The 22,434-nt window shown below is 72.6% G+C and carries 19 protein-coding genes and 1 pseudogene; 12 read left to right on the top strand and 8 right to left on the bottom strand.

Features of this window, described 5'->3' with window-relative positions; translation table 11 throughout:
• Positions 1–226: 226 nt before the first annotated feature.
• Both BGK67_RS06930 and BGK67_RS06925 read left to right on the top strand, forming a co-directional pair.
• On the top strand, positions 227–1,252 hold the full coding sequence (locus BGK67_RS06930) for a right-handed parallel beta-helix repeat-containing protein (RefSeq protein WP_069919080.1): 1,026 nt from the start codon (positions 227–229) through the stop codon (positions 1,250–1,252).
• 35 nt (positions 1,253–1,287) lie between these two features.
• Positions 1,288–2,400, top strand: a complete 1,113-nt coding sequence (locus BGK67_RS06925; protein WP_069919079.1) for a methyltransferase — start codon at positions 1,288–1,290, stop codon at positions 2,398–2,400.
• 74 nt (positions 2,401–2,474) lie between these two features.
• Here BGK67_RS06925 and BGK67_RS06920 read toward each other — a convergent pair whose 3' ends face one another.
• Positions 2,475–2,741 carry an acyl carrier protein gene (locus tag BGK67_RS06920; RefSeq protein ID WP_069919078.1) on the bottom strand — a complete coding sequence of 89 codons (267 nt, stop codon included), beginning with the start codon at positions 2,739–2,741 and terminating at the stop codon, positions 2,475–2,477.
• Between the two features lie 13 nt (positions 2,742–2,754).
• Positions 2,755–3,876: a SchA/CurD-like domain-containing protein gene (locus BGK67_RS06915; protein ID WP_069919077.1), complete on the bottom strand. Its 1,122-nt coding sequence runs from the start codon at positions 3,874–3,876 to the stop codon at positions 2,755–2,757.
• A gap of 147 nt (positions 3,877–4,023) precedes the next feature.
• Here BGK67_RS06915 and BGK67_RS06910 point away from each other — a divergent pair, with 147 nt between their 5' ends.
• Positions 4,024–5,664 (top strand): FAD-dependent oxidoreductase, encoded by a 1,641-nt coding sequence (locus tag BGK67_RS06910; protein WP_069919076.1) that lies wholly within the window; start codon positions 4,024–4,026, stop codon positions 5,662–5,664.
• Between the two features lie 55 nt (positions 5,665–5,719).
• Here BGK67_RS06910 and BGK67_RS06905 read toward each other — a convergent pair whose 3' ends face one another.
• Both BGK67_RS06905 and BGK67_RS06900 read right to left on the bottom strand, forming a co-directional pair.
• A complete protein-coding gene (locus tag BGK67_RS06905) occupies positions 5,720–6,340 on the bottom strand; it encodes a TetR/AcrR family transcriptional regulator (RefSeq protein WP_069919075.1) in 621 nt (206 codons plus the stop codon).
• A 97-nt stretch (positions 6,341–6,437) separates the two neighbouring features.
• Positions 6,438–8,501, bottom strand: coding sequence for a galactose-binding domain-containing protein (locus BGK67_RS06900; protein WP_244291161.1), 2,064 nt, complete (start codon positions 8,499–8,501; stop codon positions 6,438–6,440).
• 224 nt (positions 8,502–8,725) lie between these two features.
• Between BGK67_RS06900 and BGK67_RS06895 the strand changes: the two genes are divergently transcribed.
• The 3 genes from BGK67_RS06895 to BGK67_RS06885 all read left to right on the top strand — a co-directional run bounded on the left by BGK67_RS06895 (position 8,726) and on the right by BGK67_RS06885 (position 11,715).
• Positions 8,726–9,955, top strand: a complete 1,230-nt coding sequence (locus tag BGK67_RS06895; protein ID WP_069919073.1) for an MFS transporter — start codon at positions 8,726–8,728, stop codon at positions 9,953–9,955.
• Positions 9,952–10,188 carry a hypothetical protein gene (locus BGK67_RS06890; RefSeq protein WP_069919072.1) on the top strand — a complete coding sequence of 79 codons (237 nt, stop codon included), beginning with the start codon at positions 9,952–9,954 and terminating at the stop codon, positions 10,186–10,188. Before BGK67_RS06895 ends, BGK67_RS06890 begins: the two co-directional genes overlap by 4 nt.
• A gap of 120 nt (positions 10,189–10,308) precedes the next feature.
• Positions 10,309–11,715 (top strand): NADP-dependent succinic semialdehyde dehydrogenase, encoded by a 1,407-nt coding sequence (locus tag BGK67_RS06885; RefSeq protein ID WP_069919071.1) that lies wholly within the window; start codon positions 10,309–10,311, stop codon positions 11,713–11,715.
• Positions 11,716–11,741: 26 nt separating this feature from the next.
• Here the strand turns inward: BGK67_RS06885 and lysA are convergent, their stop codons facing one another.
• Both lysA and BGK67_RS06875 read right to left on the bottom strand, forming a co-directional pair.
• The gene (gene lysA, locus BGK67_RS06880; RefSeq protein ID WP_069919070.1) at positions 11,742–13,076 is read right to left on the bottom strand and encodes a diaminopimelate decarboxylase; all 1,335 of its coding nucleotides are present in this window, start codon (positions 13,074–13,076) and stop codon (positions 11,742–11,744) included.
• Positions 13,073–13,447, bottom strand: coding sequence for an SAV_915 family protein (locus BGK67_RS06875; RefSeq protein ID WP_069919069.1), 375 nt, complete (start codon positions 13,445–13,447; stop codon positions 13,073–13,075). The genes lysA and BGK67_RS06875 overlap by 4 nt, the downstream gene beginning before the upstream one ends.
• A 349-nt stretch (positions 13,448–13,796) precedes the next feature.
• On the opposite strand from BGK67_RS06875, the gene BGK67_RS06870 reads away from it, so the two are divergent.
• The gene (locus BGK67_RS06870; protein WP_079154058.1) at positions 13,797–14,738 is read left to right on the top strand and encodes a nucleoside hydrolase; all 942 of its coding nucleotides are present in this window, start codon (positions 13,797–13,799) and stop codon (positions 14,736–14,738) included.
• A gap of 147 nt (positions 14,739–14,885) precedes the next feature.
• On the opposite strand, the gene BGK67_RS06865 is transcribed toward BGK67_RS06870, so the two are convergent.
• On the bottom strand, positions 14,886–15,854 hold the full coding sequence (locus BGK67_RS06865) for a ScbA/BarX family gamma-butyrolactone biosynthesis protein (protein WP_069919068.1): 969 nt from the start codon (positions 15,852–15,854) through the stop codon (positions 14,886–14,888).
• Between the two features lie 104 nt (positions 15,855–15,958).
• Here BGK67_RS06865 and BGK67_RS06860 point away from each other — a divergent pair, with 104 nt between their 5' ends.
• The 3 genes and pseudogenes from BGK67_RS06860 (at position 15,959) to BGK67_RS06850 (ending at position 19,057) form a co-directional block, all read left to right on the top strand.
• Entirely contained in the window at positions 15,959–16,633 is a 675-nt protein-coding gene (locus tag BGK67_RS06860; RefSeq protein WP_069919067.1) for a ScbR family autoregulator-binding transcription factor, read from the top strand.
• Complete coding sequence (locus tag BGK67_RS06855; RefSeq protein WP_069919066.1) at positions 16,630–17,586, top strand: NAD-dependent epimerase/dehydratase family protein; 957 nt, start codon at positions 16,630–16,632, stop codon at positions 17,584–17,586. Before BGK67_RS06860 ends, BGK67_RS06855 begins: the two co-directional genes overlap by 4 nt.
• Before the next feature lie 104 nt (positions 17,587–17,690).
• Positions 17,691–19,057, top strand: a pseudogene (locus tag BGK67_RS06850) (phosphomannomutase/phosphoglucomutase).
• 129 nt (positions 19,058–19,186) lie between these two features.
• On the opposite strand, the gene BGK67_RS06845 reads toward BGK67_RS06850, so the two are convergent.
• Positions 19,187–20,416: an IS701 family transposase gene (locus BGK67_RS06845; RefSeq protein WP_069919065.1), complete on the bottom strand. Its 1,230-nt coding sequence runs from the start codon at positions 20,414–20,416 to the stop codon at positions 19,187–19,189.
• Positions 20,417–20,713: 297 nt separating this feature from the next.
• Between BGK67_RS06845 and BGK67_RS06840 the strand changes: the two genes are divergently transcribed.
• Together BGK67_RS06840 and galU are read left to right on the top strand one after the other, a co-directional pair.
• Entirely contained in the window at positions 20,714–21,307 is a 594-nt protein-coding gene (locus tag BGK67_RS06840; RefSeq protein WP_244291160.1) for a TetR/AcrR family transcriptional regulator, read from the top strand.
• Between the two features lie 57 nt (positions 21,308–21,364).
• Positions 21,365–22,273: a UTP--glucose-1-phosphate uridylyltransferase GalU gene (gene galU, locus BGK67_RS06835; protein ID WP_069919063.1), complete on the top strand. Its 909-nt coding sequence runs from the start codon at positions 21,365–21,367 to the stop codon at positions 22,271–22,273.
• Positions 22,274–22,434: the final 161 nt, after the last annotated feature.

The following is a 22,434-nucleotide window of genomic DNA, read 5'->3' as shown; positions in this document are numbered from 1 at the left end:
CCCCTCGCGGCCCGGCCGGTGCGGCCGCGCGGGAGCGCTGCGGGCCGCGCCCACCGGCCGCCAAGGCGGCGCGCGGGGCGACCACCCGTCCGGACCTCTAAATGAGCCGTTTGCCACCGGTATGTATCCATCCGCTCAGCCGGTGTGGCGGGCGGACCTGATCCCCCATAACTTCAAAATCGTGACGAACCGACAGCTCACAGTCCTCGCATGCATCTCAGTCGTCATGGCCACAGGCCTCGGCGTGGCAGCGCCTTCGGCCGCCTCGGCCCGACGCACGGTGCATCCGGGAGAATCGATCCAGGAAGCGGTGGACGCCGCACGGCCGGGAGACACCATCTTCGTGCTCCCCGGCACCTACCACGAGAGCGTGCACATCACGAAGTCCCTGACCCTGCGGGGTTCCGGGGCCACCACCGTGATCACGCCGCCGGCCGCGCCCCTGCCGGCGGCGCGCGCCGAGAGCCCCTGCGCACAGACGGGCAACGGCATCTGCGTCATAGGAGCCGCGGACGAGCCCGTCAACCGGGTGAGCATCCGGTCGCTGACGCTGACGGGCTTCAAGAAGAGCGGCATCTGGGCCTCCCGCACCGACCGGATGACCGTGGAGCAGGTGACCGCCGAGAAGAACGGCACCTGGGGCATCGCCCAGGAGAGGTCCACCCGGGGTGCGTTCCGCAACAACACCGCCCGCGACAACGCGGAGTCCGGCATCTTCGTCGCCAACACCATCGACCGCGAGGGCGGGGCCACCGACACCCTCGGCGCGGTCATCCGCGGCAACACGCTGACCGGCAACCGGATCGGCGTCACCGTCCGGCGGGTGCGGAACCTCTCCGTCAACGACAACGTCCTCACCGGGAACTGCGGCGGGATCTTCGTCGTGGGCGACGAGGGCGAGCCGGGCGCCGGGGACATGACCATCCGCGGCAACCGCATCCACGAGAACAACAAGTTCTGCCGCGGCAACACCCGCCTCCCCGACATCCAGGGCGCCGGCATCGTCCTCACCGGCGCCGAAGAGACGCTCATCCGTGCCAACTCGATCCGCGGGAACGTGGGCGCCTCGCCGCTGTCCGGCGGGATCCTGCTCTTCAAGAGCTTCGTGGGCGCCACGAACACCGACAACGTGATCAGGGACAACGAGGTGAGGGGCAACAAGCCGGCGGACCTGGCCAACCAGGGGACGGGATCCGGCAACCGCTTCCTCGGCAACCGGTGCGAGACCTCGCAACCCGCGGGGATGTGCTGACCGGTGTTCCCCCTCATCAGGAGAATCGAGGCCGTATGACCACGGTAAGTCCCGACCCCCGCACCGCCACCACCCTCACCACCGCCCCCGCCGTCAACGTCAACTTCGATGTCGCCTCCGGTGACACGGCGGCCCCGCAGTCGGCCATGCGGCTGCGCGAGCTCGTCTTCGGCGCCGCGATCGCCGCCGCCGTACGGGCGGCCGCCCGCCTCGGTGTCGCCGACGCCCTCGGGGACGCGCCCGCCACCTCGGACGACCTCGCCGCGGCGGTGAACGCCGCGCCCCAGCCGCTGCACCGGCTGCTCCGCGCCCTCTCCTGCCACGGGATCTTCGCGGAGACGCCGGACGGCGCCTTCGTCCACACCGAGATGTCCCGCCTGCTGCGCGAGGACGACCCGCACAGCCTGCGCTACATCTCCCTGTGGTGCACGGAACCCTGGACCTGGCAGGCCTGGCCCCGGCTCGACGAGGCGGTGCGGTCCGGCGGCAGCGTCTTCCACGACCTGTACGGCAAGGGGTTCTTCGACTACCTGCACCAGGACGCGCACGAGTCCGCCCACGTGTTCAACCAGGCCATGACCACCTCCAGCACGCAGTCGGCCCTGGACGTCGCGGAGATCCTCGACCTCACCGGAGTCTCGCTGGTCGCGGACATCGGCGGCGGCCAGGGGCACGTCCTGGCCGGCCTGCTGGAGAAGCACCCGGCCGTACGAGGGGTCCTGCTCGACCTGCCGGGTGTGGTGGCGAAGGCCGACCGTCGGCTGCGCGACGGCGGACCGCTGGCCCGGCGGACCGACATCATCCCCGGCGACTGCCGCCACTCCATCCCGGTCGCCGCCGACCTGTACATCATCAAGAACATCCTGGAGTGGGACGACGACAGCACCCGCAGGACCCTGCGGAACGTGATCCAGGCGGCCCGCCCCGGCGCCAGGGTCGTCGTCATCGAGAACCTGGTGGACGACACCCCCTCGATGAGGTTCACCACCGCCATGGACCTGATGCTGCTGCTCAACGTGGGCGGCGCGAAGCACACCAAGGGCAGCCTGCTCGCCCGTTTGGAGGACGCCGGCCTGGTGGTCGGCGAGGTCCGCCCGGTCAACGCCTACCTGCACGCCTTCGAGTGCACCGTCCCCGTCCCCGGGTGACGGCGGCGCCCGGCGCCACAGCGCCCCGAGACCGGCACGGAGCCGGTCTCGGGGCGCCGGCCGCCCGGACCTCGTCAGGCGTCGGTCATCAGTGTGCTGTTGACGAGGTCCAGGAACTCCCGCGGCGACCGGCACCGCTCCGCGTCGGGGGGCAGCGGCCGGCCGCCCCGGTTCTCCAGCTCCCCGACGATGCCGAGCAGCCCCAGGGAGTCGAGCCCCCACTCCTCGAAGTCCGCGTCGGGGCGGGCGGCCATGGCGGCAGCGTCGACGGTGACGCCCGCGCCCTTGTGCATGAGAGCGGCCAGCTCATCCATCGTCAGTCGAGTCAGTCCAGCGGTCATGACGGACCTCTCCTCAGGCTTGCGCCGGCGCACGCCGGTCGGTGATCAGACGCATTTCGGAGCGCCACAGGAAACGGGTGAGTTCGTCCTCCGTCGTGGGGACGCCGTCCTTGGCGCTGTCGAGCAGCCGGGCCAGTACGGCCGCCTTGTGGCTGCCCTCGACACCCAGCGCCAGGGCGGGCCGGGCGTCGAGCGGGCCGCGCACGTCCACCAGCCGGACGACGACGTCGTCGCGTTGGAAGACCGTGCTGGCCGTGACGGGGCTGGCGGGGTCGTCCACCGCCGCCTCGTCCTGGCGGGCCAGCAGCCGTGCCAGCGCCGTGCCGCACCCGTCCTTGGCGGGGTAGAAGAGCGCGTGCCGGCCAGTGTCCCGCGGCTCGGGTCCGCCCGAGGCCACGTGGTGGACGGCGGGGAGCGCCGCGCGGGTGAAGAACATCCGGGCGGATGCGGGGTCGCCGAGGTCCCGGTCCTGCTCGAGGTGCGGGTTGAGGGCCTCCTCCAGGGCCCTGACCCCGGGCTGCTGGGCCACGTGGCGCAGCGCCGCGAGGAGGTCCCCCTCCACCTCGACGGCCCGCACCACGCGGTTGCCGTGCATGAAGAGGGAGGTGCGGCGCAGCCGGGTCTTGTCGTCGACCCGGGCCGGCGGGGAGGCGTACCCGGCCAGCAGTTTCGCGACGGCGGCCTCGCTGCCCGGCTTCACCGTGAAGGTGAGGGCGTGGCGTACGACGCCGTCCCCGCGGCGGGGCGCGGAGGCGATCGGTACGGGCGCCGGATCCGTGCCGGGCGCGGAGTCCCTGCCGGTATCCCGCAGCACGCTGAACCGCAGCGAACGGGTGTCGCGCACGCAGCCGTGCAGCGGCTGGACCGTCGCGACGTGCTCCTCGCTGTTCAGCCAGGCCAGGAAGGGCGTGGCGCTCTCCCATTCGCTGGTGATGAGCCACTGCGAGGGGTTCTCGATGGACTGGCACAACTCGTCGCGGATGTGCCCGGGAACGGACGACACCCGCCGGCGCATGTGCTCGTAGACCTCGAGGAACCGATTCTGAGCCCCCTCGTACAGGTCCAGCAGCAGTACGACCCGAAGCCTCGCGCCGTCGAAGGCGGACTGGGATATCCGTTCCGACAAGATCGTCATCGTTCACACTCCTTCGACATATCGCGGTCGCCACGGGGCGGCGCCACCCGAACCGATCGTGGTCCGGTAGTGCCATCGGCGCGAGAGGGGAGAACCAAGCGGGTGAACGGGCGAGGGAACGCCCCTCGCACAGGGCATGGAAGAGCCATGAAGGAAAACGTCGACCACCGCGTCCCCGTCCTCATCGTGGGCGGCTCGCTGGTGGGCCTGTGCACCTCGCTGTTTCTGGGCCGGCACGGCATCAGGCACATGCTGGTCGAGAAGCATGCGGGCACCTCGGTGCATCCGCGTGGACGCGGCATCAACGTACGGACCATGGAGCTGTTCCGGGTCGCCGGTGTGGAGGGCCGGATCCGCGAGGCCGCCTCGGTCCTGGCGGACAATCACGGCATCCTGCAGGGCGGCTCGCTGACCGGCGAGGACCAGGAGTGGCTGTTCGAGGAGATCGACCCCGGCGGCGCGCTGGGCCGGTTCAGCCCGTCGGCGTGGTGCCTGTGCAGCCAGAACGACATCGAGCCGGTGCTGATGTCCGTCACCCCCACGCTCGGGGCGGACCTGCGGTTCTCCACCGAGCTGCTCTCCTTCGACACCGACGACACCGGAGTGACCGCGGTCGTCAAGAACCGCGACACCGGCGAGCACAGCACCGTGCGCGCGGACTACCTGGTCGCCGCCGACGGTCCGCGCAGCCCGGTCCGGGAGCAGCTCGGCATCGGCCAGACCGGCCACGGGGACCTGTTCCACAACGTCAGCATCACCTTCCGCTCCCGCGGGCTCGCGGAGGTGGTCGGCGACCGGCGCTTCATCGTCTGCTACCTGACGAAGCCGGGCGCCGACGGGGCCCTGCTGCCCGTCGACAACCAGGAGCGGTGGGTCTTCCACGCGCCGTGGCACCCCGACCGGGGCGAGACGCTGGAGGACTTCACCGACGAGCGCTGCGTCGAGCACATCCGGCGGGCCGTCGGGGCGCCCGATCTGGACGTCGAGATCACCGGCAAGGCCCCGTGGCACGCCGCCGAGCGCGTCGCGGAGCGGTACGGGACCGGGCGGGTGTTCCTCGCCGGGGACTCGGCCCACGAGATGTCCCCGACGGGTGCGTTCGGCTCGAACACCGGTATCCAGGACGCGCACAACCTCGCCTGGAAGCTCGCCGCCGTGCTGAACGGCGCGGCGGGGCACCGGCTGCTGCAGAGCTACGAGGCCGAGCGGCTGCCCGTCGCGCGGGCGACGAGCGAGCGGGCCTCGGCCCGTTCGGCGGAGCACAGCCATCCGGGGTACGAGCCGGAGCCCGCCCCCGGGCCGCGCGGCGGCGGACGGCCGGGCGGGGTGCTCACCGTCGCCATGGGCTACCGCTACACGGTGGGCGCGGTGCTGGGCTCCGACCCGGAGCAGCCCGTCGTGCCCGAACGGATGCGGCTGTCCGGTGATCCGGGCACGCGCGCGCCGCACATGTGGCTCCACGGGACGGGTGGCCGGCAGTCCACGGTGGACCTCTACGAGCGGTCCTTCGTGCTGCTCAGCTCCGAGGGCACGCCCTGGCGCGCGGCGGCCCGGTCGGTCGCCTCCCGGATGGGCCTGGGCCTGGACGCGTACGCCATCGGCACCAGTCCGGAGGCCGACCTGGCCCCCGAGGAAGGGGCCGACTGGGCCGAGGTCCACGGCACGACGAAGACCGGCGCGGTCCTCGTCCGCCCGGACGGGTTCGTGGCCTGGCGCACCCCCGAGGCCGTGGTCGATCCGGAGGCCGTCCTCCACGAGGTGCTGAGCCTGCTGCTGTACCGGTCCTGACCCTCTCCCGGCCCCCGCACCGCCCTCGGCGGCGCGGGGGCCGGCGCGCCGCCGGCTACGGGCCGGTGCGGAGGACGGGCGTGGTGTCGCCGACCAGGCCGGCGACGTGGTCGGTGATGGTGTCGAGGACGTCCGCCGAGGCCGCGTCGTCGCCGAGGACCAGGAGGCTCAGGGTCATCCCGTCGGTCATGGCCGCCAGGTAGCGGGCCAGCGCCGGCACGGGCACCCGGGGTTCGAAGCCCAGGTCCGGGCCGAGCTGTTCGAGGAGTTCGGTGTAGGTCTCGGCGTACAGCGCGTACTGGCGCCGGGCCAGGTGCTCGAAGCCCGGCTGCCGCAAGGCGTACTGGGTGAGCTCGTAGGTGAGCATGTGCTCGCCGGGGTGGGCGGCCACGTGGTCCCAGTACGCCTGGAAGCCGGCCCGGACGGTTTCCCGGAGGGTGGCCTTCGGCTGGATGGCGTCCTTCACCACCCCGATGTAGTGATCGGTGATCGTCGAGATGACCGACTCCAGCAGGGCCTGCTTGGAGTCGAAGCAGTAGTGGAAGACGCTCAGGGACACGCCCGCCTCGGCGGCGATGGACCGGGTCGTCGTCCGTGCGACGCCGTCCCGGGTCATCGCGCGGATCGCGGCCTCCGTCAGCTGCCGGCGCCGCTGCGCCGACCGCATCCGTGCCATGGGGTTCCCTCCGGTCGTGGGCCATGGGCGCCTGCGGGCACGGCCCGTGCCGTGGCCGGCGGACCTTGCCGGCCACGGCACGGAACGCCCCTCGGGGTCAGCTGCTGTACACGCCCACCTCGTGGAGGGAGTAGCCCCACTGCGTGCCGCGCTGGATGCCGTGGATCCGTACGTAGCGGGCCGGGGTGGCGGTGAACCGTGCCGTGTCCAGGCCGCCGTCGCCGGCGGTCGTGGACCACACGGACTGCCAGTTCGTGCCGTCGGACGACAGCTCGACGCGGTACGACTTCGCGTACGCGCGCTCCCAGTCGAGCGTGACGCGCTTGACCAGGCCGGGCGCCCCGAGGTCGATCCGCAGCCACTGGTCGTCGCTCCAGTCGCTGGCCCAGCGGGTGCCCGTACTGCCGTCCACGGCCCGGCCCGGCGCGTAGCTGGTGAAGGGGTTCCACTCGGCGGATGAGGCCGAGGCGGCGGCGCCCGCGGCGAGGTTCACGCCCGCCTTGTGCTTCTCGGAGCCGCCCCAGGTGGTCAGGTAGGACTCGGCGCCCTTGAACAGGTCGTCCACGACGCCCTGGCCGCCGACGATGCGGAGGTCCTCGATCCAGTCCGGGACGAGCCCGTAGTGCGCGGCGCCGTCCGTGTTGAGGTCCCAGGTGCGCGCGCCGGTGGTCTGCTTGTCGATGACCGAGCCGCCGTCGGTGCTGCGGAAGGGGTAGCGCACCGGGTTCGGGGTGTCGGCGCCGCGGGGGCCGGGCCAGCCGCCGACGCCGTTCATGTCCGTTCCGTAGCCGTAGCCCACGTCGTACTTGTCGCGCAGGGCGTCCGTGCGCCGTGCCTCCGCGCTGAACCCCTCGGCGCCGCCCATGTACTGGGCGATGAAGCCGCCCAGGCGGTACACCCGCTCGGTCCAGTCCAGGTCCATCCAGCTGTGCGAGGAGATCACGCCCGGGTACGACTCGGACTCCAGGATGTCGAAGGCCTGGCCCGCGGCCTTCACGCTCATGTGGTCGATCTCCAGCATCATCTTGCGCTTCATCATGCCGCGCACGGCGTAGTCGCCGAGCTCGGTCAGGCCGCGGGTGTTGCACTGCGCGTCCGCCGCGTAGGACGGGACCGCCACGCCCGCCGGGAGCCGCTTCTCCGCGGAGGGAGCCGCCGCGAGTCCGATGGGGTTGTCGTGCTGCGGGCCCCGGCACTTCTCGGTCTGCCAGAAGGTGCCCGTCGACAGGAACTGGCCCACGTTGATGGCCGTGCCGAGGGCGCCCTGGTCGAAGCGGACCCCGCACAGGGCGTTGTCGAACTTGTGGCACAGGAACATGCTGCGCACGCCCAGCTGGTGCAGCTCGTCCAGGCCGCGGTCGATGTCCTGCTCGCTGCACTGGGCGACGTCCAGGATCTGCTTGCAGCCGAAGGGTTCGGAGGTCTCGACGCCGAGGACCACGGCGAGCTTGCCCTGCTCGACGACCTCGCGGGCCTGCGCGGAGTCGGTGACGATCCGGAACCAGCCCTTGCCCGGGCCGCCGTACATCTTGTCGACGTAGGCCTGCATCTCGTAGGTCTTGCGCGCTTCGAGGCGGATCGCCGTCATCTCGTCGCAGCCGCGGTCCTTGAAGAAGTACACCGAGCAGATCACGCCGTTGGTGACGAGGTCGTTGACGAGGACCCGCTGGCCGCCGCGCCACGCCCGTTCGACCCACGCGTAGTAGTTCTGCTGGTGGGTCAGGGAGTCGTGAGCGGGCCAGTCCTTGAACGTCGGCCAGCCGTTCGGGTCGTGTCTGCCGTCGCCGCCCTTGGTGATGAAGTCGAAGACGGCGAGGCTGCCGTCGGGGTAGTGCTCGGGGCAGTCCTTGAGCGCGTCGGCGATGCCCTGTTCGGAGAAGGGCTTGCCGCAGATGAGCCGGCCGCCGAAGCCCTCGTTGGACATCAGGTGGTCGTGCGCGTCGACGAAGCCGCGGACCCGGCCCTGCGCGTCCGTCCCCTTGAAGGGTTCGCCCGTGACGTTGATCTCCGAGTCGGGTGCGGGCCGCGCGACCGGGTTCCACCAGCCGGGATCGGCCGAGGAGGTGGCCGCGGGGCCGAGCACCATGGCCACCAGGGCGAGGAACAGCGCGAGCACCGCGAGGGGCCGATGCCGGCGGTAGGGGTGTCCAGTCATCGTCATCACTCACGTCTTCGGTCGGGGAATGGGGACACGCGGCCTGGGTTGTCATGGCCCGAACAGGGTGTGATGCGAAACGATCGCCACTGCCGCTCGCGGAGTCAAGAGTCCGGGACACTTGACCTGATGATTCGTCAGGATGTGCCGCCCGGAGGAGACCGAGGACCGTTGTCTCGCCATACGAAACGATTCGTCTCATCATCCGGCGGTCTCGTTAGGGTGGCGGCATGACCAAGCAGAGGGTCCCGCGCAGTTGGCTGATGCTCGCCCTGGGCACGGGCGGCCAGGCCGCGAGCACCACGGTGCTCTACGGCCTGGCCTACCTGATCCCCGCCTTCCAGCGGGAACTCGGGCTCTCCCTGGCCGGCGCCGGTCTGCTCGTCTCCTGCCCGATCATCGGGGTCCTGCTCGGGCTGATCGGCTGGGGCGTGGTCGCCGACCGGTACGGGGAGCGGCTCGCCCTGTCCGCCGGCCTGCTGACCGCCGCCGCGGCCACGGCCGCGGCGGCCGCCGTGCACGGGGCCGCGGCGCTGGCGGCGCTGCTGGTCCTGACCGGCGCCGCGGGCTCCTCCGTCAACTCGGCCTCCGGGCGGCTGGTCATCGGCTGGTTCCCGCCCGACCGCCGGGGCATCGCGATGGGCGCCCGGCAGGCCTCGCAGCCGCTGGGCACCGCGGTGGCCGCGGCCGCCCTGCCGCCGCTCGCCCACCACTTCGGCCTCGCCGCGGCCTTCGGCTTCTGCGCCGCGCTGTGCGCGGCCGCGGGCATCGCCATCGCCCTGTGCGCCGCCGATCCGCCGCGCCCCCGGCGCCCGGCGGGCGCACCGGCCTCCGCGTCCCCCTACCGCGGCGGCTACCTGTGGCGGCTGCACGGCGCCGCCGCCGCGCTGTGCGTACCGCAGTTCGTGGTGACCGGATTCGCGCTGCTCTTCCTGACCGAGGTCCGCGGCTGGTCCGCCGCCACCGCCGGCGGCGTGCTGGCCGCCGCCAATCTGGCCGGCGCCGGGGTGCGGCTGCTCGCCGGCTGGTGGTCCGACACCGTGGCGAGCCGGATCCGGCCGATGCGGCTGCTCGCGCTGGTCACCACGGCCGACCTGGCCCTGCTCGCCGCCGGCGCCGCGTGGAACTCGGCGGCCGGCACGGCGGCCCTGCTGCTGGCCTCGGGCCTGACGGTCAGCACCAACGGACTGCACAACACCGCGGTCGCCGAATACGCCGGCCCCGACTGGGCGGGCCGGGCCCTGGGAGTGAACGGGATGGGCCAGCACGCCGCCGTGGTCCTCGTCCCGCCGCTGGCCGGCGCGCTGATCGCCGCACGGGGCTACCCCGTGCTGTTCGCCCTGGCGGCCGTCTTCCCGCTGCTGGCGGCCGTACTGCTGCCGGCCCGGGACAAGGCCGCGTACTGGCCGGCGCCGGCCAGCGGGCGCGCCGCTCCGGGGCCGCCTACCGTCGAGGTATGAGCGGGATCGTCGTCGTGTACGAGGTCGGCCGGCCGGACCCGTCCGTCAGGCGGGTGCACGCCGCGCCCACCGCCCCGGGGCAGACCTCGGTGCCCGGGCCGAGGACCCTCTGCGGCAGGGACACGTTCGCCATGGAGGCCGCCCCGTGGACGCCCGCCGCGGAGCCCGGTGCCACGTGGTACCCGCCGCAGCACGCGGACCTGGTGTGCGCCGCGTGCGACGACGCGGTCTGACCCGCCCCGTCCCGTCGCGGTCCGAGGCCGTACGCGACCCGCCGGTGCGCCGCGTTGCGCGGGCCCGCCGTGCGGGGGAGGGTCGAGGGGAGGCGGCCGCCCCCGTAGGAAGGTCCCACCATGCCCATCGCCACCGTGAACCCGACGACCGGCCAGACGCTGCGCACCTTCGACCCGCTCGACGCACGGGGCATCGAGCGGTGCCTCGCGGACGCCGCGGCCACGGCGGCCGCGTACCGCCGCACCTCCTTCGCGGAGCGCGCCGAGCTCCTGACCCGCGCGGCCGCGCTCCTGGAGGCGGAGACGGAGGACATCGCGCGGACCATGACCACGGAGATGGGCAAGCCGCTGGCGGCGGCCCGCGCCGAGGCCGCCAAATGCGCGAAGGCCATGCGCTGGTACGCCACCCGGGCCGAGGCCCTGCTCGCCGACGAGCACCCCGCCCCCGACGACGTGCGCGACGCCGGAGCGGCCGCCGTCCGGGTGGCCTACCGGCCGCTCGGCGTGATCCTCGCCGTCATGCCGTGGAACTTCCCCCTGTGGCAGGTCGTACGGTTCGCCGCGCCCGCCCTGATGGCCGGCAACGTGGGCCTGCTCAAGCACGCCTCGAACGTCCCGCAGACCGCCGTCTACCTCGGCGGTCTCTTCCACCGGGCCGGTTTCCCCCGCGGCTGCTTCCAGACCCTGCTCATCGGCTCCGCGGCCGTGGAGGGCGTCCTGCGCGACCCGAGGGTGGCCGCGGCCACCCTGACGGGCAGTGAGCCCGCCGGCCGGGCGGTCGCCTCCGTGGCCGGGGACGAGGTCAAGAAGACGGTCCTGGAGCTCGGCGGCAGCGACCCGTTCATCGTGATGCCCTCGGCCGACATCGACCGGGCCGCCCGCACCGCGGTGACCGCCCGCGTGCAGAACAACGGGCAGTCCTGCATCGCCGCCAAGCGCTTCATCGTCCACACCGACGTCCACGACGAGTTCGCCGAGCGCTTCACGGCCGGGATGCGGGCGCTCACGGTGGGCGACCCGATGGAGGAGTCCACCGACGTCGGACCGCTGGCCACCGAGGCCGGGCGACGCGACCTGGAGCAGCTGGTGGACGACGCCGTACGACACGGTGCGAGCGTCCTGTGCGGCGGCCGGCGCCCGCCCCGGCACGCGAACGGCTGGTTCTACGAGCCGACGGTGCTGGCCGATGTCACGCCCGCCATGCGCATCGACCAGGAAGAGGCCTTCGGGCCCGTCGCCACCCTGTACCGGGTGGGCAGCCTGGACGAGGCCGTCGAACGGGCCAACGACACACCCTTCGGGCTCAGTTCGAACCTCTGGACCCGCCGCGAGAAGGACGTCGAGCAGGCCGCGCGGGACCTGGAGGCGGGCGGCGTCTTCGTCAACGGCATGACGGCCTCGCACCCCGCCCTGCCCTTCGGCGGAGTCAAGCGGTCCGGGTACGGGCGGGAGCTGTCGGGCCACGGGATCCGGGAGTTCTGCAACATCACCACGGTCTGGCGGGCGGCGGACCAGACGCCGTCCTGACGCCGGGCCGGCCGCCCGCGGCGGGGCTACGCGCCGATGTCCCGGGTGCGGAAGTCCTCCAGCGTCTCGCGCCGTACGAGGACCCTGGCCGAGCCCTCGTGGACCGCGACGACCGCGGGGCGGCCGACGAGGTTGTAGCCCGAGGCCATGGACAGCTGGTAGGCGCCGGCCACCGGTACGGCGAGCAGGTCGCCGGGCCGGACGTCGCCCGGCAGCTCCACGTCCGCCGCGAGCACGTCACCGGCCTCGCAGTGCCGCCCGACGACCATGGCCGTACGGGGTGCGGCGGCCGAGGCCCGGCCGACCAGCCGGGGCGCGTAGCGCACCCCGTACAGGGCCGGGCGCGGGTTGTCGCTCATGCCGCCGTCGACCGCGACGAACACCTTCTCGCCGGTGCGCTTGACCGCCAGCACGCGGTACAGCACCACACCGGCCGGTCCCACGACGGCCCGGCCGGGCTCGATGAGGAGCCGCGGCACGGCCAGCCCGGCCGTGGCGCAGCCCGCGACGAGCTCGGCGCGCATCCGTCGGGCCAGCGCGGCCGGGTCGAGGGCGGGCTCGCCGGGCCGGTAGGCGACGCCGTGGCCGCCGCCCAGGTCCAGCTCGGGCAGGACGAGCCCGTGCGTGTCACGGACGCGGGCCATCAGGCCCACCATGCGGCGCAGGGCCACCAGGTACGGCCTCACGTCGGTGATCTGGGAGCCGATGTGGCAGTGCAGGCCGGTCAGTTCGAGCCGGGGCCGGCCCAGGATCCGGGCGATGGCGTGCTGCGCGCCCCCGTCGGTGAGCGACAGGCCGAACTTCTGGTCCTCCGTACCGGTACGGATCTTGTCGTGGCCCCCCGCCGTAACCCCCGGCACCACCCGCACCATGACCTTCTGGCGGCCCCCGGGACCGACCGCGGCCGCGATCCGGGCTATCTCCGACGGGCCGTCGATGACGATCCGCCCCACGCCGAGCCGCAGCGCCGCCGCCAGGTCGCGGGGCGATTTGGCGTTGCCGTGCAGCACGATGCGCTCGGGCGGGAAACCGGCGGTGACGGCGAGCTCCAGCTCCCCGGCGGAGCACACGTCCAGGCCCAGCCCCTCCTCCTGGACCCAGCGCACCACCGCCCGGGAGAGGAAGGCCTTCGCCGCGTAGAGGACGTCGGTGTCGGGGAACGCGTCCCGGTAGGTCCGGCAGCGCCCGCGCACCTCGCCCTCGTCCAGGACGTAGACCGGGGTGTCGAACCGTTCGGCGGCCTCGGCGAGGGACACTCCGCCCACCGCCAGCCCGCCGTGCGCGAGGCGTGTCGTGGAGGCCGGCCAGATGGACAGGTCGTCGGCGCCGGCCCGGCCCTCGGAGAGCAGGGCCGTGGTCACGACGAGCCCTCCCGGCGGGCGGCCGCTGCCGCGGCCGCGCCCACGGCCGCGCGGGGCGGGAGCGGGGCGGCCGGGGCCGGGGCGGCCGCGGGGGCGGTGAGCGCCGGGTCGACGGTCAGCAGGGCCGCGCCGAGCGGCTCGGCCATCGCGCGGAGCGCGGACGCCGAGAGCCGGATCCAGGGCTGCGCCGCGCCGAGCGTGGCGGCCAGCCGGTCCGGGCTGGTGAAACCGACGGCGGTGCGGGCACCCAGGGGGGTGCGGAACAGCCGCACGGTGACGTGCGCGCCTCCCGGCCGGGCCGGCACGTACAGGAGCCCGGCCGGGACCCGTTCTTCGGGTTCGGGATCGTCGTCGTACTGGAACAAGCACATGGGGCCCTCCCTGGGGAACCACGAGTGGCGGACGGCGCCCCGGGCGCGGGGAGGCGATCGGGAGCGCGCACCCGAAGCTATCCCCGTACCGGCCAACCCCCGGCCACCCCGTAACGCGACGTTGACGCCGCCCGGCCGAGTCCATACGGATCGCTGACGGCCCCGGCCCGTCCGGGTCGGCGGTGGCGGACGGGCCGCCGAGAGGTTCGGCCCCGCGCGACCGGGGCCCGGCGCGGGCCGGACGGCCCGGTCCCGCGCGGTTCCCTCCGCGTGAGCCTGGACGCGAAGCGGCAGACTGGGTGCGGCAGATGCCCCGGATGCCCGGATGCCCCGGTTGTGAGGAGTGAGCGTGCCTGTTCCGATCATCATCGACTGCGACCCCGGCCACGACGACGCCTTGGCGATCATGCTGGCGGCGGGTGATCCCGCGGTCGACCTGCTCGCCATCACCACGGTCGCCGGCAACCAGACGCTGGCCAAGACCACCCTCAACGCACGCCGCGTCTGCACGGTGGCGGGCATCACGGGCGTGCCCGTCGCCGCCGGCTGCGACCGGCCGCTGGTCCAGCCGCTGGCGGTGGCGGACGACGTCCACGGGGAATCGGGCCTGGACGGGCCCCGGTTCCCCGAACCCACCGTGGACGTGGTCCCCGGGCATGCCGTGGAGCTGATCCACCGCATCCTGACCACGCACCCGGAGCCCGTCACCCTCGTGCCGACGGCGCCGCTGACGAACATCGCCCTGCTGCTCACCCGGTACCCCGACGCCGCCGCGCACATCCGGGACATCGTCCTGATGGGTGGTTCCACCGACCGCGGCAACCGCACGCCGGCCGCCGAGTTCAACATCCAGGCCGACCCGGAAGCCGCGGACATCGTCTTCCGCAGCGGTGTGCCGCTCACGATGTGCGGCCTCAACGTGACCCACCAGGCGCTCGCCACCCCCGAGGTGCTCGCCCGCTTCGAGGGGCTCGGCACCGAGCTCGGCCGTACCTGTGCCGGACTGCTGTCGTTCTTCGGCGGCACCTACCGCAGGCTGTGGGGCTTCGAGAGCCCGCCGCTGCACGACCCCGTCGCCGTCGCCCGGGTCATCGATCCCGGGCTCGTGCACTGCGTGCCGGCGGGGGTGGTCGTGGAGCTGCGCGGCCAGTACACGCGGGGGGCCACGGTCGTCGACCTGCACCGCTCCCTGGACCTCCCGGTCAACGCGCGGGTCGCGATGACCTTGGAGACCGAGCGGTTCTGGGACCGGCTGGTCGACGCCGTGGCCGCTCTGGGCTCCCGTACCTGAGTCAGCCGGTGAAGCCGGCCGTGATGCAGCTGTACTGACAGTCGTTCCGGGCGAGCCGGAGCAGGTCTGGACCCCTTGGGCGGTGGGCCCCGGCCGTCCGGTGTTCCGGCGGGGCGTGCGCCCCGGACCGGAACACCGGACGCCGTGTCAGAACGCGGAGCAGAGGGCGAGGGCGGGTGTCGCGCTGATCGTCGCGGTGGCGGTGAAGACGTCCGCGCCGTTCTGGCGGGCGTGGACGCGGACGGGGAGGCGGCCGGACGCGGTCATCCCGCCGGGGGCGGGGGTCGTCTCGATCCAGCAGGGCGCATCGAGTTCCGCGTAGCGGAAGAACCGTATCTCCAGGTCGGTCAGGACCCCGCGCCGCGGGAAGGCGCAGCCGTACGCCGCCTGCCGGACGGCTTCCAGGAGCAGCATGCCCGGGGCGTGGTCCACGGGGTGGTCGAAGAGGATCGGGTGGTTGACGTCCGTCCGGAGCTGGGTGCGGTGGGTCGTGCTCGTGGGGGAGAGGACCACGTCGTGGAAGCGGTCGCGGCCCACCCGGCGGGGCGTCAGCGGCGGAGGGAGCGGGATCATGCGCGCGGCCACTTGGGCGAGGTCCGCGTTGTGGCCGCGCAGCCGCTGGTAGACGGCCTGCGGCTGGTTGGTGAAACGTGCTTCGGCGGTGCCCAGCAGCTCCCCTTCGCGGGTCGCGGTGACGTGCATCGTGAGGCCGGCCAGTCTTCGGCCCCGGCGGGTGATGTCCGAGCAGGTGATGTGCAGCGTGATGTCGGCGGGCGCCGAACCGACCACGAGGGCGGCGGCGTTCATCGAGTAGGTGAAGGTGTCCCAGATCTGCCGGTGTCCGAAGGGGGCGTCGTACGCGACGTGGCTCAGCAGCGGGATGGCCTGCCGGACGGATTCGGCCAGCAGGAGGGGGTCGTGGTGGCCGCTCGCGTCCGGTGAGTAGAAGCTGTGGGCCCGGGGCCACTGGGCGGTGATGACGAACTCGTCGGGCGCGACGGCACGCCACCCCGTGAGCAGGACCTCGGAGTGTGCGCTCTTGTGCACGTACTCGCGCGGTAACGCGCTGCTGAGTACGGAGACGGTCGAGACGGAGTGGTCAGCTGACACAGTCATGGTTGAGCCCCCCTTGAAACGTCGGACATGAGCTGGTGCTGTACGGCGATGGGTCCTAAAATAAAGGATGTTCGTTTTTTTTGTCGAGGAAGTTAGGTACCCCAATGTCGGACCGCAAGCGACAACGTGCGCCTCAACTAAGGGCAGTTCAGACCAGAGCGGCCATCCTGCGCGCGGCGGCGGAGGTCTTCGACGAGTTCGGCTTCAGCGGCGCCAGCATCAGCAAGATCATGAAGCGGGCGGACGTCACGCAGGGCGGGATGTACTTCCACTTCGGCTCCAAGGAGGAGCTCGCCTACGCTGTCATGGTCGGGCAGGGCGACGGCCTGGAGTTCCCCGAGGGGGAGGACGGGCTGCAGCACCTGGTGGACATCACCCTCTACCTGGCCGAGCAGCTCCAGCACAATCCCGTGCTCCGCGCCGGCGTACGACTGGCCGTCGAACAAGGGGAGTTCGGCCTGCGCGATGACGTCGCGTACCAGGCCTGGGTCCTCGAGTTCCGCCAGCAGCTGCGCTTCGCCCGGTCCAAGGGGGAGCTCCAGCCGGACATCGACGACCACGAACTGGCGTGGGTCCTGGTCAGCTCCTTCACCGGCGCGCAGCTCTTCTCCCAGGCCTCCACCGGCCGGGCCGACCTGCCGCAGCGCATCGCCTCGCTGTGGCGCTACCTGCTGCCCGCCGTCGCCACGGAGGACACCCGCGCGAGACTGCGGCTGACCTTGCGGCCGTCCGAGCCCTCCCGGCCGGCGGAGCCGGCGGAACCCGAGCAGCTGGTGTGAGCGCGCCCCGCGTCGTCGTCACCGGGGCGACGGGATTCGTGGGCTCGGCGGTGCTGCGACGGCTGGCCGCGCAGGCACCGGAGGCCGTGGTGCGCGCGGTGTCCCGTACGCCTCCCCCCGCCACCGGGCACGCGGCGCGGTGGGCGGACGCCGACCTGGCCACCACCGCGTCCCTGCGCGGGGTGTGCGACGGCGCGGACGTCCTGCTGTCGCTGGCCTCCTACATCGGACCGGACGCAGAACGGTGCGCCGCCGTCAACGCGGACGGCGCCCGGGCCCTGGTGGCCGAGGCGCGGCGGGCGGGAGTGCGGCGCATCGTGCAGCTGTCGACCTGCGCGGTCTACGGGCCGGGACCGCACCGCGGGCCGGACGTGGGCGAGCTGACGCCCGCTCCGGTGTCGGCGGCCAGTCGCAGCCGCCTGGCGGGAGAGGAGCCGGTGCTCGACGCGGGGGGACTGGTCCTGCGCGCGGGGCTGGTGCTGGGGACGGGGGACCGGTGGGTCGTACCGGCCCTCGTGGACGCGTTCCGGCGGGTACCGGCCGGATGGGGCGGGGGCGAGGGGCTGGCCTCGTTCGTCGACGTCGACGATCTCGCGCGGCTCATCGTGGCGTTCGGGCTGGGCGGCGGCGACGCGGCCGGGGCCTCGGGCGTCCTGCACGCCCACCATCCGGAGCCGGTGCGGAGCGGCGACCTCATGGACGCCCTCGCCCGCCACCGGGTGCTGGCGGAGCGACCCGCGCAGGACTGGCCGTGGACCGCGTGCCTCGACGCGCTGGCCGGAACCCCGGGATGGGTGAGCGAGCGGCAGTTCACGCTGCTGGCCCGGGACCACTGGTACCGGGCGGACACGGCATGGCGGCTCGCGGGCATCGAGCCGGGGCCCGGACCAGTGGCCCGGCTCGGCCGGGCGGCGCGGTGGTACCGGGAGCGGGGCGGGGCCGTCCCGGGGTGACGGCGATCTGCCAAAGCCTCGGTGGGATGGGCGCGGGCGGGCTGTGGCGGGGAAGGGGGCGGGTAGCGTCCGGAGCACATCCGGTTACCCGTGGAGGAGTGGACATGCCCGACCTTTCGAACATCGTCAAGGCGTATGACGTGCGTGGTGTCGTGCCGGACGAGTGGGACGAGTCGTTGGCGGAGCTGTTCGGTGCCGCGTTCGTGGAGGTGACGGGTGCGTCGGCGATCGTGGTCGGTCATGACATGCGGCCGTCTTCGCCGGGTCTGTCGGCGGCGTTCGCGCGGGGTGCGTCCGCCCGTGGTGTGGATGTGACGTTGATCGGGCTGTGTTCGACGGACCAGCTGTACTACGCGTCGGGTTCGCTGGGTCTGCCGGGTGCGATGTTCACGGCCTCGCACAATCCGGCGAAGTACAACGGGATCAAGCTGTGCCGGGCGGGTGCGGCGCCGGTGGGTCAGGACACGGGTCTGTCGCAGATCCGTGAGCTGGTGGAGAAGTGGTCGGAGGAGGGCGCCCCGGCCATCTCGGCCGGCACGGTTCCCGGCACGGTCACCGAGCAGGACACCCTCACCGGTTACGCCGCCCACCTGCGCGGTTTGGTGGACCTGACGGCGATCCGCCGGTTGAAGGTGGTGGTGGACGCGGGCAACGGTATGGGTGGTCACACCGTTCCGACGGTGTTCGAGGGCCTTCCGCTGGACCTGGTCTCGATGTACTTCGAGCTGGACGGGACCTTCCCCAACCACGAGGCGAACCCGCTGGATCCGAAGAACATCGTCGACCTCCAGGCCCGGGTCCTTGCCGAGAGCGCCGATTTGGGTATCGCCTTCGACGGGGACGCGGACCGCTGCTTCATCGTCGACGAGCGCGGCGTGGGCGTCTCGCCGTCCGCGATCACCGCCTGGTCGCCGCGCGGGAGCTGGCCCGCAACGGCGGCACCGGCACGGTGATCCACAATCTGATCACTTCGTGGTCGGTGCCGGAGGTGGTGCGGGAGAACGGCGGCACGCCGGTGCGTACGCGGGTGGGGCATTCCTTCATCAAGGAGGAGATGGCCAAGACGGGTGCGATCTTCGGTGGTGAGCACTCGGCGCACTACTACTTCAAGGATTTCTGGAACGCGGACACCGGCATGCTCGCGGCGCTGCACGTGCTGGCGGCTCTTGGCGGGCAGGAGGGGCCGCTGTCGGGTCTGGTGGCTTCTTACGACCGGTACGCGGGTTCGGGGGAGATCAACTCGACGGTCGCGGACCAGGCGGGCCGGCTGGCCGCGGTCAAGGCGGCCTACGGTGACCGTGAGGGCGTCACGGTGGACGAGCTGGACGGTCTGACGGCGACGGGCACGGACTGGTGGTTCAACGTCCGCGCCTCCAACACCGAACCGCTGCTGCGCCTGAACGTCGAGGCCCGCGACGAAGCCACCCTGGCCAAGGTCCGCGACGAGGTGCTGTCCTTGATCCGCGCCTGACGCCTGGCCGGCGGGGCCGCACGTTTCAGCCCCGCCGGCGCTTGAGGCGCGGGTCCGGGCGGAGCCCGGTGCCCGGCGGAGCGGGTTCCCCGAGGCGGCGCCGCACCCGCCCCCCGGGCCCGCGCTCCGTCAGGCCGCGTACTCCCGAGCCTCCCGCGCCTCCGGCGCGTTCGGCATGGACTTGTACGCGAACGCCGCCGACATCAGCGTCATGTGGTGGTGCCACCCCGGAAAGGAGCGGCCTTCGAAGTCGAGAAGGCCGAACTCGTCGGCCAGCGTCCCGAGCACCGCGGCGGTCTGCGCCGACTGCCGCACCAGGAACAGCAGGTCGTCCATCCGGTGGCGGCTCATGTTCGTCAGCCAGACCGGCCCGCCCCGCAGGCCGGGCCCCGGCCGCCGTTCGCCGAACAGGCGGTACGTCTGCTGCGCCCCCGGCACTCCGGTCTCCCCGCCGGGCACCCGGACCAGTCCCGAGTGGATGCGCGGCCGCTGCGCACGCGCGTCGGGACCGCCGAGCTGCGCGGCGTACGGGTGGCTGGTGTTCCCCAGGCGGACGAAATCCCCCGCGCTGGTCGCACGCACCGGCATCCGGGCGGGCATCCGCACGGGCATCCGGGCCGGCTCGGCCCCGTGCGCCGGACCGGCGGGGCTGACCGTGAGGCTCGGCGGGACGCATACCAGGAAGTCGTGGCCCCGGCGGCCGAGCATGCCGATCAGCGCGGCGGCGCCGTTCAGGCGGCTGAAGTCGGCGATCACGGGGGCGCGCACCGACGAGGTGCGGGCGGCGATCGAGTCGACGAGCCCGAGGACGAGGGATTCCGGGGTCTGATGGGCGACCTCCGGCGAGATGCGCGCCCGGCGGCGCAGGGTGGGATCGGCCGACCAGTTCTCGGGTAGGAGCAGGCGCCAGTCGACGGGCGTGTTCGTACCGCCCAGGGACAGGAACAGGCCGTATCCGTACTGGCAGTTGACGATGCGTCCGGCGGCCGGGTCGAAGCGGCGGTGTACGCCGACCGAGTGCTCGCCCCGTTTGGGGAAGGCCACCTGCCCGATCGTCCAGGCGCGGACCGTGTGCCGTTCCTCGACCCAGCGGAGCAGTTCGGTGCGCGCCGGATCCCACTCCCACGGGCTCGCGTTGATGAACTGCTGCAAGGACTGGGAGGCGGTGGGGGACTCGGTCACGGAGGCGGCGAGCCGGCGGACGGACTTCTTGCCGGGCGTGGTGAGCAGTCCTTGCAGGTAGACCCGCGCCCAGCGGCGCTGGTCGGCTCTCGGTAAGTGGCCGAAGAGGCGCTCGGTGAACTCGTCCAGGGTGGTGTCCCCGGCCCCCAGAGCTCTGGTCCTCGTAAGTGCCGTCATCTGTATCCCCCTTCACTGCGGACGTCGGCGTGCGTCGTAGGTACCATCAGAGTACAGAACGTTCGTTTTTTTTCTAGCGTAGATGTAGCGCCCCTCCCGTGACTTGGGCACGTTGGTATCCGGGCTCCGTCGTGAGGGCGGCGGTGGAGGGGGCGGGTGCTTCTTCGTCAAGTCGGCGTTGTGTGCGGCCGGCACCCGGGGCGACGCTGGAGGTCGCCATCCCGCGACAGGACCCATTGGTGAGTCAGGAACGACCTGGATGGCAGTGATTGTGCAGTGGTAAAGCAAGAGCGCGGCGTGCGCACCCGTAACCACCTGATATCGGTGGCCGCCGCAGAATTCGACCGCAACGGATATGACGGGACGTCATTGTCCCGGCTTAGCCGTTCCGCAGGGATATCCATCGGAGCCCTCACCTTCCATTTCGCCGCGAAGGGGGAGCTGGCCTCGGCCGTCGAGGATTCGGGGCGGGAGGCCACCCGCAGAGTGGTCGAGGACGTCACGGCCCGCGGCGGCCCGGCGCTGGACACCGTCTCCGCGTTGGTCCTCGAACTGGGCTGCCTGATCGAGGACGACGCGGTCGTACGCGCGGCCGCCCGGCTCACGCAGGAGCGTGCCGGCGCAGGTCCGGCCTGGTGCAGCTGTTGGTACCCGGAGGTCAGGGAGCTGCTCGAGCAAGCCGCGCAGGAGGGTCAGTTGAGCCCCGAGGTAGGGCCGCGCCCCGCGGCCCTGCTGACGGCCCATCTGGTGGGCGGGGTCGTCGTACGAGCGCGCCGCGGCCGTGCGGGCGGTGGCCGCGGCGCCGTGGTCGCCGAGCTGAGAGAGCTGTGGCGGCTCGTCCGCCGGGGCATTGCGGCGTCGCCGGAACCGAATCCCGAAATGCCCAAGTAGGCGCAGAAGAGCGGGAATTCGAGCCGGTGGCGCCGGACAGCCTCTAGCGTCAGCGGCATGAATTCCACACCTCACCGGATAACCAAGGCAGTCATCCCCGCTGCGGGACTCGGCACGCGATTCCTCCCGCTGACCAAGGCCACCCCCAAGGAAATGCTGCCGGTGGTCGACAAGCCGGCCATCCAGTACGTGGTGGAGGAGGCGGTCGCGGCGGGGATGTCCGACATCCTCATGGTCACCGGCCGCAACAAGCGACCGCTCGAGGACCACTTCGACCGCAACTACGAGCTGGAGGAGGCCCTCCAGCGCCGCGGCGACCAGGACAAGCTCGACAGCGTCTGCGCCTCCACCGAACTCGCCGACATCCACTACGTGCGCCAGCGGGATCCCAAGGGGCTGGGCCACGCCGTCCTCTGCGCCGCCCCGCACGTCGGCCGGGAGCCGTTCGCCGTACTCCTGGCCGACGACCTCATCGACCCCCGGGACCCGCTGCTGGCCCGCATGGCCGAGGTGCGCGCACGGCACGGCGGCAGCGTCGTCGCCCTCATGGAGGTGGGTCCGGAAGCGATCCACCAGTACGGCTGCGCCGCCGTGGAGGGACCGTCGGGCGCCGACGCGGGCGTGCGCATCACCGACCTGGTCGAGAAGCCGGAGCCCGGCACCGCGCCCAGCAACCTCGCGATCATCGGCCGTTACCTCCTCGATCCCGAGATCTTCGAGGTCCTGCGGGGCACGAGTCCCGGACGCGGCGGCGAGATCCAGCTGACGGACGCGCTGCGCGCCCTGGTCCGGGCGGGCCGTCCCGTGCACGGCGTCGTCTTCTCCGGCCGGCGCTACGACACCGGGGACCGCGCCGAGTACCTGCGCGCGACCGTCCGGCTCGCGTGTGAGCGCGAGGACCTCGGGCCCGGATTCCTCGCCTGGCTGCGGGAGTTCGTGCGCGCGGAGGAACCGGTCGGCGTGTGAGGCCGGCGGCGCGGTGGGCGACCGGGGATTCTCCGCGGTCGCCCACCGCGCGGCACGGCTACTTCGCCAAGTTGCCCAGATTGCAACGGAGTTCGGCCAGCGCTTGGGTTACCGAACGGTAGTTACGTAATTTCTTCCCCGGGGCCGGGCGAAGGACCGGC

Source organism: Streptomyces subrutilus (assembly GCF_001746425.1).
GTDB lineage: Bacteria > Actinomycetota > Actinomycetes > Streptomycetales > Streptomycetaceae > Streptomyces > Streptomyces subrutilus_A.
Note: the sequence above shows the minus strand (reverse complement) of the source record. Positions and strands in the feature narration are given on the sequence as shown.

Excerpts from the sequence above, each read along its gene's own strand:
- BGK67_RS06925 (WP_069919079.1), top strand. The coding sequence starts at position 1,288 with ATGACCACGGTAAGTCCCGACCCCCGCACCGCCACCACCCTCACCACC.
- BGK67_RS06845 (WP_069919065.1), bottom strand. The coding sequence starts at position 20,416 with ATGACGGCACTTACGAGGACCAGAGCTCTGGGGGCCGGGGACACCACC.
- BGK67_RS06930 (WP_069919080.1), top strand. The coding sequence starts at position 227 with ATGGCCACAGGCCTCGGCGTGGCAGCGCCTTCGGCCGCCTCGGCCCGA.
- BGK67_RS06900 (WP_244291161.1), bottom strand. The coding sequence starts at position 8,501 with ATGACGATGACTGGACACCCCTACCGCCGGCATCGGCCCCTCGCGGTG.
- BGK67_RS06860 (WP_069919067.1), top strand. The coding sequence starts at position 15,959 with ATGTCGGACCGCAAGCGACAACGTGCGCCTCAACTAAGGGCAGTTCAG.
- BGK67_RS06890 (WP_069919072.1), top strand. The coding sequence starts at position 9,952 with ATGAGCGGGATCGTCGTCGTGTACGAGGTCGGCCGGCCGGACCCGTCC.
- BGK67_RS06910 (WP_069919076.1), top strand. The coding sequence starts at position 4,024 with ATGAAGGAAAACGTCGACCACCGCGTCCCCGTCCTCATCGTGGGCGGC.
- BGK67_RS06865 (WP_069919068.1), bottom strand. The coding sequence starts at position 15,854 with ATGACTGTGTCAGCTGACCACTCCGTCTCGACCGTCTCCGTACTCAGC.
- BGK67_RS06915 (WP_069919077.1), bottom strand. The coding sequence starts at position 3,876 with ATGACGATCTTGTCGGAACGGATATCCCAGTCCGCCTTCGACGGCGCG.
- BGK67_RS06875 (WP_069919069.1), bottom strand. The coding sequence starts at position 13,447 with ATGTGCTTGTTCCAGTACGACGACGATCCCGAACCCGAAGAACGGGTC.
- BGK67_RS06920 (WP_069919078.1), bottom strand. The coding sequence starts at position 2,741 with ATGACCGCTGGACTGACTCGACTGACGATGGATGAGCTGGCCGCTCTC.
- BGK67_RS06885 (WP_069919071.1), top strand. The coding sequence starts at position 10,309 with ATGCCCATCGCCACCGTGAACCCGACGACCGGCCAGACGCTGCGCACC.
- BGK67_RS06905 (WP_069919075.1), bottom strand. The coding sequence starts at position 6,340 with ATGGCACGGATGCGGTCGGCGCAGCGGCGCCGGCAGCTGACGGAGGCC.
- galU (WP_069919063.1), top strand. The coding sequence starts at position 21,365 with ATGAATTCCACACCTCACCGGATAACCAAGGCAGTCATCCCCGCTGCG.
- BGK67_RS06895 (WP_069919073.1), top strand. The coding sequence starts at position 8,726 with ATGACCAAGCAGAGGGTCCCGCGCAGTTGGCTGATGCTCGCCCTGGGC.